General features: G+C 76.1%; 1 protein-coding gene. It reads left to right on the top strand.

Annotated elements, in window-relative coordinates; translation table 11 throughout:
* Positions 1 to 597, top strand: a 597-nt coding sequence (locus tag B8460_RS22435) for a hypothetical protein (protein WP_048863191.1), incomplete at its 5' end; no start/stop codon positions are given.
* Positions 598 to 641 lie beyond the last annotated feature (44 nt).

The following is a 641-nucleotide window of genomic DNA, read 5'->3' on the forward strand; positions in this document are numbered from 1 at the left end:
AACGGCATGGATTTCGGCGCCCGCGCCTGGAACCGCGCGGAGCGGCGTTCCGCCGGCACCGACGACATCGGGCTGGTGCAGGGCTTTCTCCGCCGCACCCTCGCCGCCGCCCGGCCCGCCTATCGCACCGCCGACCTGCGCGATCCCACCATCACCTTCGCGGGCGAGCCGGACACGCTCGACCTCGTGGCGCCGCAGCCGGCTGCCGACGGGCCGGGCGCCTGGACGCAGGAGCATTTCGGCCTGCGCCGCCACGGCGCCGCCGCGGCCCTGTATGTCGAACTGCGCCGCGATGCGCCCGACGGGCAGCAGCAGGCGGAGGTGCAGGCGCCGGCGGCGCGGGTGATGCTGCTTGATCATGTGTCGCAGCTCCGATTCGCCTATTTCGGCGCCCCCGCCCCGGGCGAGGCGCCCGTCTGGCTGGACCGCTGGACCGGGCAGGCGCGGCTGCCCGCGCTGGTGCGCGTCACGATCCTGCGCGACGATCCGGCGCTCGGCGTCTGGCCGGAGCTGGTCGTGCGTCCGCGCGTGACCGCCAACGCGGGCTGCGTGTACGACCCGCTGAGCGGGCGCTGCCCGCGCGAGGCGCTGCGGTGACGGGGCTGGCCGCGACCGGCGGCGAACTGCTCGGCATCCTCCGG

This window comes from Acidisphaera rubrifaciens HS-AP3, from assembly GCF_000964365.1.
Taxonomy (GTDB): Bacteria; Pseudomonadota; Alphaproteobacteria; order Acetobacterales; family Acetobacteraceae; genus Acidisphaera; species Acidisphaera rubrifaciens.